The 4,970-nt window shown below is 70.5% G+C and carries 6 protein-coding genes; 5 read left to right on the top strand and 1 reads right to left on the bottom strand.

Features of this window, described 5'->3' with window-relative positions:
* The coding region (locus ADBZ5U_RS05890; RefSeq protein ID WP_526263349.1) for an Mce protein at positions 1–615 on the top strand (615 nt) is incomplete at its 5' end.
* 2 nt (positions 616–617) lie between these two features.
* On the opposite strand, the gene ADBZ5U_RS05885 is transcribed toward ADBZ5U_RS05890, so the two are convergent.
* Positions 618–1,670, bottom strand: coding sequence for a phosphodiester glycosidase family protein (locus ADBZ5U_RS05885; protein WP_526263347.1), 1,053 nt, complete (start codon positions 1,668–1,670; stop codon positions 618–620).
* A 186-nt stretch (positions 1,671–1,856) separates the two neighbouring features.
* Between ADBZ5U_RS05885 and ADBZ5U_RS05880 the strand changes: the two genes are divergently transcribed.
* The 4 genes from ADBZ5U_RS05880 to ADBZ5U_RS05865 all read left to right on the top strand — a co-directional run.
* Positions 1,857–2,693: an alpha/beta hydrolase gene (locus ADBZ5U_RS05880; RefSeq protein ID WP_526263345.1), complete on the top strand. Its 837-nt coding sequence runs from the start codon at positions 1,857–1,859 to the stop codon at positions 2,691–2,693.
* Complete coding sequence (locus tag ADBZ5U_RS05875) at positions 2,690–3,715, top strand: alpha/beta hydrolase family protein (RefSeq protein WP_526263343.1); 1,026 nt, start codon at positions 2,690–2,692, stop codon at positions 3,713–3,715. The genes ADBZ5U_RS05880 and ADBZ5U_RS05875 overlap by 4 nt, the downstream gene beginning before the upstream one ends.
* A gap of 16 nt (positions 3,716–3,731) precedes the next feature.
* Positions 3,732–4,484: a DUF2786 domain-containing protein gene (locus tag ADBZ5U_RS05870; RefSeq protein WP_526263341.1), complete on the top strand. Its 753-nt coding sequence runs from the start codon at positions 3,732–3,734 to the stop codon at positions 4,482–4,484.
* The coding region (locus ADBZ5U_RS05865; protein ID WP_526263339.1) for a TIGR04338 family metallohydrolase at positions 4,481–4,970 on the top strand (490 nt) is incomplete at its 3' end. The genes ADBZ5U_RS05870 and ADBZ5U_RS05865, both read left to right, overlap by 4 nt.

Here is a 4,970-nt window from a genome sequence, read left to right as displayed (position 1 = left end):
GCCGGGGACGAAGCCGGGGACGAAGCCGCCGCCGCCGTTGAGGCGCCGGTCACCGGCGAGGAGGCGCCGGCCAAGCGGGTGCGGTCCGGGCGCGGCCGGAACGCCGTCGCCGCGGCGTCCGTGGCCGGCTTCGTGCTCGCCGGCGGGTTCGCCGGCGCCGCCGTCCAGTCGTATCTGATGGACCGGGCCGAGGTCGAAACGAAGCTCAGGATCGCCCGGACTGCGGCCGACGCGATCACCACGCTGTGGAGTTACACGCCCGAGGATATGGACCGGCTCTCCGACCGCTCGGCGAAGTATCTCGGCGGCGACTTCGAGGCGCAATATCGCCAGTACCTCGACGCGATCGCGCCGACCAACAAACAGGCGAAGGTCACCAGCACCACGAACGTCGTCGGCGCCGGGGTGGAATCGCTGCGTGGCGAACCGCAGCCCGACGAGGCGACGGCGATCGTCTACACCAACACCACGTCGACCACCCCGAAGAACAACAACATCCCGGCGATGAAGTACCTGTCCTACCGGCTGGAGATGAGGCGCTACGGACGCGACTGGCGGGTCACCAGGATGACCACCGTCACCTCGCTGGACCTCTCACCCAAGCTCGGTCTGTAGCGTCAGTCGAAGGCCAGCCAACCGGGCAGGGCCCGTTCCCGGGCGTCGCACAGCACCTCGGCGGTGTCACAGGAACCGCGCGGCGACCCGGCGCCGGCCCACATCCCGCCGGTGTCGCGGCTCAGCACGACCGACGAGGATCCGCCGCCGTCGAGCAGCACCGCGGTGTCGCTGCCCAGGCCGCGGAACAGATCCTGAACCTGATCGGGGGTGTAGGCGCCGCCCTGGAAGACGTACATCTCGTCTTTGCCCCGGTTGTAGGCGACCGCGGTGCGGGCCGCGCTCGGCCCGGGGTCGTTGAGTTGGCCGGTGTCGCCGGGCGCCAGCAGCTTCAACCCCGCCACGGCGACGAACCGGGTGCCGCCGTCGATCAGCGACGCGATCGCCGGGGACGCGGCGTCGTAGTCGCGGCTGTCCCTCGGCGTGATCAGATACGGCGCTCCCCGCACCGGCAGGATCAGCGTCGTCAACGCCGTCCACACCTCGTCGCCCCCGGAGAGGGCCTGCTTACCGGCATAGGCCAGGGTCCCGGTCACCGCCATGTTGGCCGTCCCCCGGCCGCCGGTGTTGTCCACGTAGGTGCCCAGGGGCGAACTGCAGGCGGTCGTCTTCCACGACCCCCCGACCTGGGTGCGCACGTCGAAGAAATTGGCGTTGACGGCGATGGTCGGCCGACCGAGTGCCTGCCACGCCTGGACCGGGGTATACGTCTCCGCGGCCTGCATCAGCCCGTCGCGGGTGCGGGCGCCGGGGGTCCGTTCGCAGCGGGCCTGATAGCCCTGGTGGGTGTCGACCAGCAGGTGCGGCGACAGTCGCTGCGAGGCGGACTTGACGATCATCAGCCGTCCGCCGCGGGCCAGTTCGTACCGGGTGCCCGCCGCGTTGAGCATGGGCGCCGGGAAGCCGGGCCCGAAGTTGTACACCAGATAGCTTCCGCGGGTGGCCGCGATCGCCTGCGCAAGCTGCTCGCCGGCCGCCGCCGACGCCGCCGGCGTGGTCGCGCAGGTGAGCACCGCGCAGCCCGCCGCGGCGCACAGCCGCCTGATCCGGCGCATCTGCTGGTCGGCCTCTCGTCGGATTCCGGTTGGAATCCAACGATAGCCACATCGGTAACACTGTCAACATAAGTAACGGGCCGGCGGACGGCCGGAATCGGTCCGGTAACCGACGGCGGGCGGCGCGGGGCCCGGGGGGCGGCGGGGCATGGCACTGGGCCCCCGAGGGGCCGTTACGCTGGCCTGATGGCAGAACGGATGGAGCGGACGTTTCCCGGTCATGGCGGCGTTCCGATCGTCTACGACGTCTGGAAGCCGACGGGTGAGGTGCGGGCCGTCGTCGTGCTGGCGCACGGCTACGGCGAGCATGCCCGCCGCTACGACCACGTGGCGCAACGGTTCGGGGAAGCCGGGCTGGCGACCTATGCGCTGGACCATCGCGGCCACGGCCGGGCCGGCGGCAAGCGTGTCCGGGTCCGGCACATGGAGGAGTTCGTCCACGACTACCGCGAACTGGTCAGGATCGCCCGCGAGGAGAATCCCGGCCTGAAGGTGATCGTGCTGGGCCACAGCATGGGCGGCGGGATCGTGTTCGCCTACGGCGCCACGCACGCCGACGACTACGACCTGATGATCCTGTCCGGGCCGGCGATCGCAGCGCACACCGGGGTGTCCAAGGCGAAGGCCGTCATCGGAAAGGCGCTGGGCTCGATCTTCCCCGACCTGCCCATCGAGGAGATCGACGCCGACGCGGTGTCGCGCGACCCGAAGGTGGTCGCCGACTACAAGGCCGACCCGTTGGTCTACCGCGGCAAGGTGCCCGCCGGTATCGGCAAGGCTCTCCTGGTCGTCGGTGAGAGGATGCCCGCGCTGGCGCCGGGTATCACCGCTCCGCTGCTGGTGGTGCACGGCGAGGAGGACCGTCTGGTCTCCGCCGACGGCAGCCGTCGCCTGGTCGAGCACGTCGGTTCCCGCGACGTCGAACTCAAGGTCTATCCGGAACTCTTCCACGAGGTGTTCAACGAGCCCGAGCGCGATCGGGTGCTCGACGACGTCGTCACCTGGATCCAGGCGCGGCTGTGAGGTGGCGGCCGACTGCCGCGGTCCTGACGGTGTCGCTGCTCGTCGGCTGCGGACCCACCGGCACGGCCGAGCGTGTGTGGGTCGATGACGAGGTGACCTTCGAGGCCGACGGCCTGACGTTGCACGGCACCTACCGCCACCTCACCGGCGGAGGGGCCGGACCGGCCGCGCTGCTCATCTCCGAGAGCGGAGCCACCGACCGCAACGGCGACAACAACGTCGCCGGCCCGATCGGCAACATGCGCCAACTCGCCGAGTACCTGTCCGAGCGCGGTGTGGCCACCCTTCGCTACGACAAGGTCGGCACCGGGGCCACCGGTCTCGGGCCGCACGCCGACCGGTCCACGGATGTCGGCAGCGCCGTCTACACTGGCGGCGCCAAAGCCGCCGCCCGGTTCCTCGCCGGTCGGTCCGGCGTCGAACGAATCTCGGTATATGCGTTGGGGGAGGGGACTATTCACGCGATGACCCTCGCCGACGACACCTCGCCGGGGGCGCCCGGGATTCATTCGCTGGGTCTTCTGCAGCCGCTCGGGGCGCGCTACCTCGACCTGATCGGCAGCCGGGTCGACGGTGACCTCGCAGCGGCGGTCCGCAGCGGCGCCAAGACCCGGCAGCAGGCCGATCAGGTGCAGGCCGCCTGGGAGGCCGCGGTGGCCCAGATCCGCAGCAGCGGGACCGTCCCGGACAAACTTCCCGACGGACTGAGCGCGATAGTCAACCCGCACAACGTCAAAGCGGTCGCCGAAGCCGACGCCATCGACCCGCTCGACCTCGCCGCCGACATCCCCGACGGCACGCCGGTTCTGCTCACCTGCTCGGACGCCGACGCCCAGGCCAGCTGCACGGGCATCGCGCCACTGGCCGCCGCGCTCGAACACACGGCGCTGACCCGGGTCGAACTCAGGGGCGTCAACCACGTGCTGCGCGACGATCCCAGCGACAGCGTGGCCAACTACGCGAAGAAGGCGCCGCTGAGTGCACAGCTGACCGACGCGCTGAACACATTCGTCACCCGGTGATGCTTAGGTGACGCCCATGACCACCGACGACAAGATGCTGGCCCGGATCGCTGCGCTGCTGAGCCAAGCCGAGGGGACCGACAACGCCCACGAGGCCGAGGCGTTCATGGCCGCCGCCCAACGGCTGGCCACCACGACGTCGATCGACCTCGCCGTCGCCCGCGCGCACTCCGCCACCCGGACCGCCGCCCAGGTGCCCACCCAGCGCACCATCACCATCGGCGAGCCCGGCAGCCGCGGCCTGCGCACCTACGTGCAGTTGTTCGCCGTTATCGCCGCGGCCAATGACGTGCGCTGCGACGTCGCCTCGAACTCGACCTTCGTCTACGCCTACGGATTCGCCGAGGACATCGACGCCACCCACGCCCTCTACGCCAGCCTGGTGGTGCAGATGGTGCGGGCCTGCGACGCCTACCTGGCCACCGGCGAGCACCGGCCCACTCCGACGATCACCGCCCGGCTGAACTTCCAGTTGGCCTTCGGTAACCGGATCGGGCAGCGGCTGTCCCAGGCGCGCGACGAAGCCAGACGCGAGGCGACCGAGTCCGGTCACTCGGCGCCGGGGACCGCACTTGCGTTGCGTGACAAAGAGGTTGAACTGCGCGATCACTACCGCGAACAGTCCAAGGCCCGGGGAACCTGGCGGGCCAGCAATTCGTCGGCAGGCTACTCCTCGGCGGCGCGCCGGGCCGGTGACCGGGCGGGCCGCAACGCCCGACTGGGCGGCAGCCCCGAGTTGCCGGGAGCGCGGAGTCGGCTGTCGAGGTGAATGCCCGGGACATTCAGCGCTCCCGGGTCTACGCGGCCGAGCGGTTCGTCCGGACCCTCTTCGACCGCGCCGCCCAACACAATTCGCGCACCGTCGACTTCTTCGGCGCAAGCCTCACTCTGCCGCCGGAGGGGAGGTTCGCGTCGGTGGAATCGATCCAGCGCTATGTCGACGACGTGCTGGCTCTGCCCGGCGTCGTCGAACGCCACGGCCGGTGGGGGCCGGTGAAGGTCCGGGCCCGGCGCGCGGCGACCGCCGCGCACTACGAACGGCGCGGCGAGGTGGCGGTGATCGCGGTGCCCGAAGGGCTGAGCGCCGAGTGGGCCATGCGGGAACTCGTCGTGCTCCACGAGGTGGCCCACCATCTCAGCGACCCGAACGACCCCGCGCACGGCCCGGGTTTCGTCGCCACGTTCTGTTCGTTGGCCTCGGCGGTCATGGGTCCGGAGGTCGGTCACGTGTTAAGAGTGGTGTACGCCAAGGAAG

Source organism: Mycobacterium sp., from assembly GCF_040398885.1.
GTDB lineage: Bacteria > Actinomycetota > Actinomycetes > Mycobacteriales > Mycobacteriaceae > Mycobacterium.
Note: the sequence above shows the minus strand (reverse complement) of the source record. Positions and strands in the feature narration are given on the sequence as shown.

Coding starts and splice junctions, on each gene's coding strand:
- ADBZ5U_RS05885 (WP_526263347.1), bottom strand. CDS start 1,670: ATGCGCCGGATCAGGCGGCTGTGCGCCGCGGCGGGCTGCGCGGTGCTC.
- ADBZ5U_RS05880 (WP_526263345.1), top strand. CDS start 1,857: ATGGCAGAACGGATGGAGCGGACGTTTCCCGGTCATGGCGGCGTTCCG.
- ADBZ5U_RS05870 (WP_526263341.1), top strand. CDS start 3,732: ATGACCACCGACGACAAGATGCTGGCCCGGATCGCTGCGCTGCTGAGC.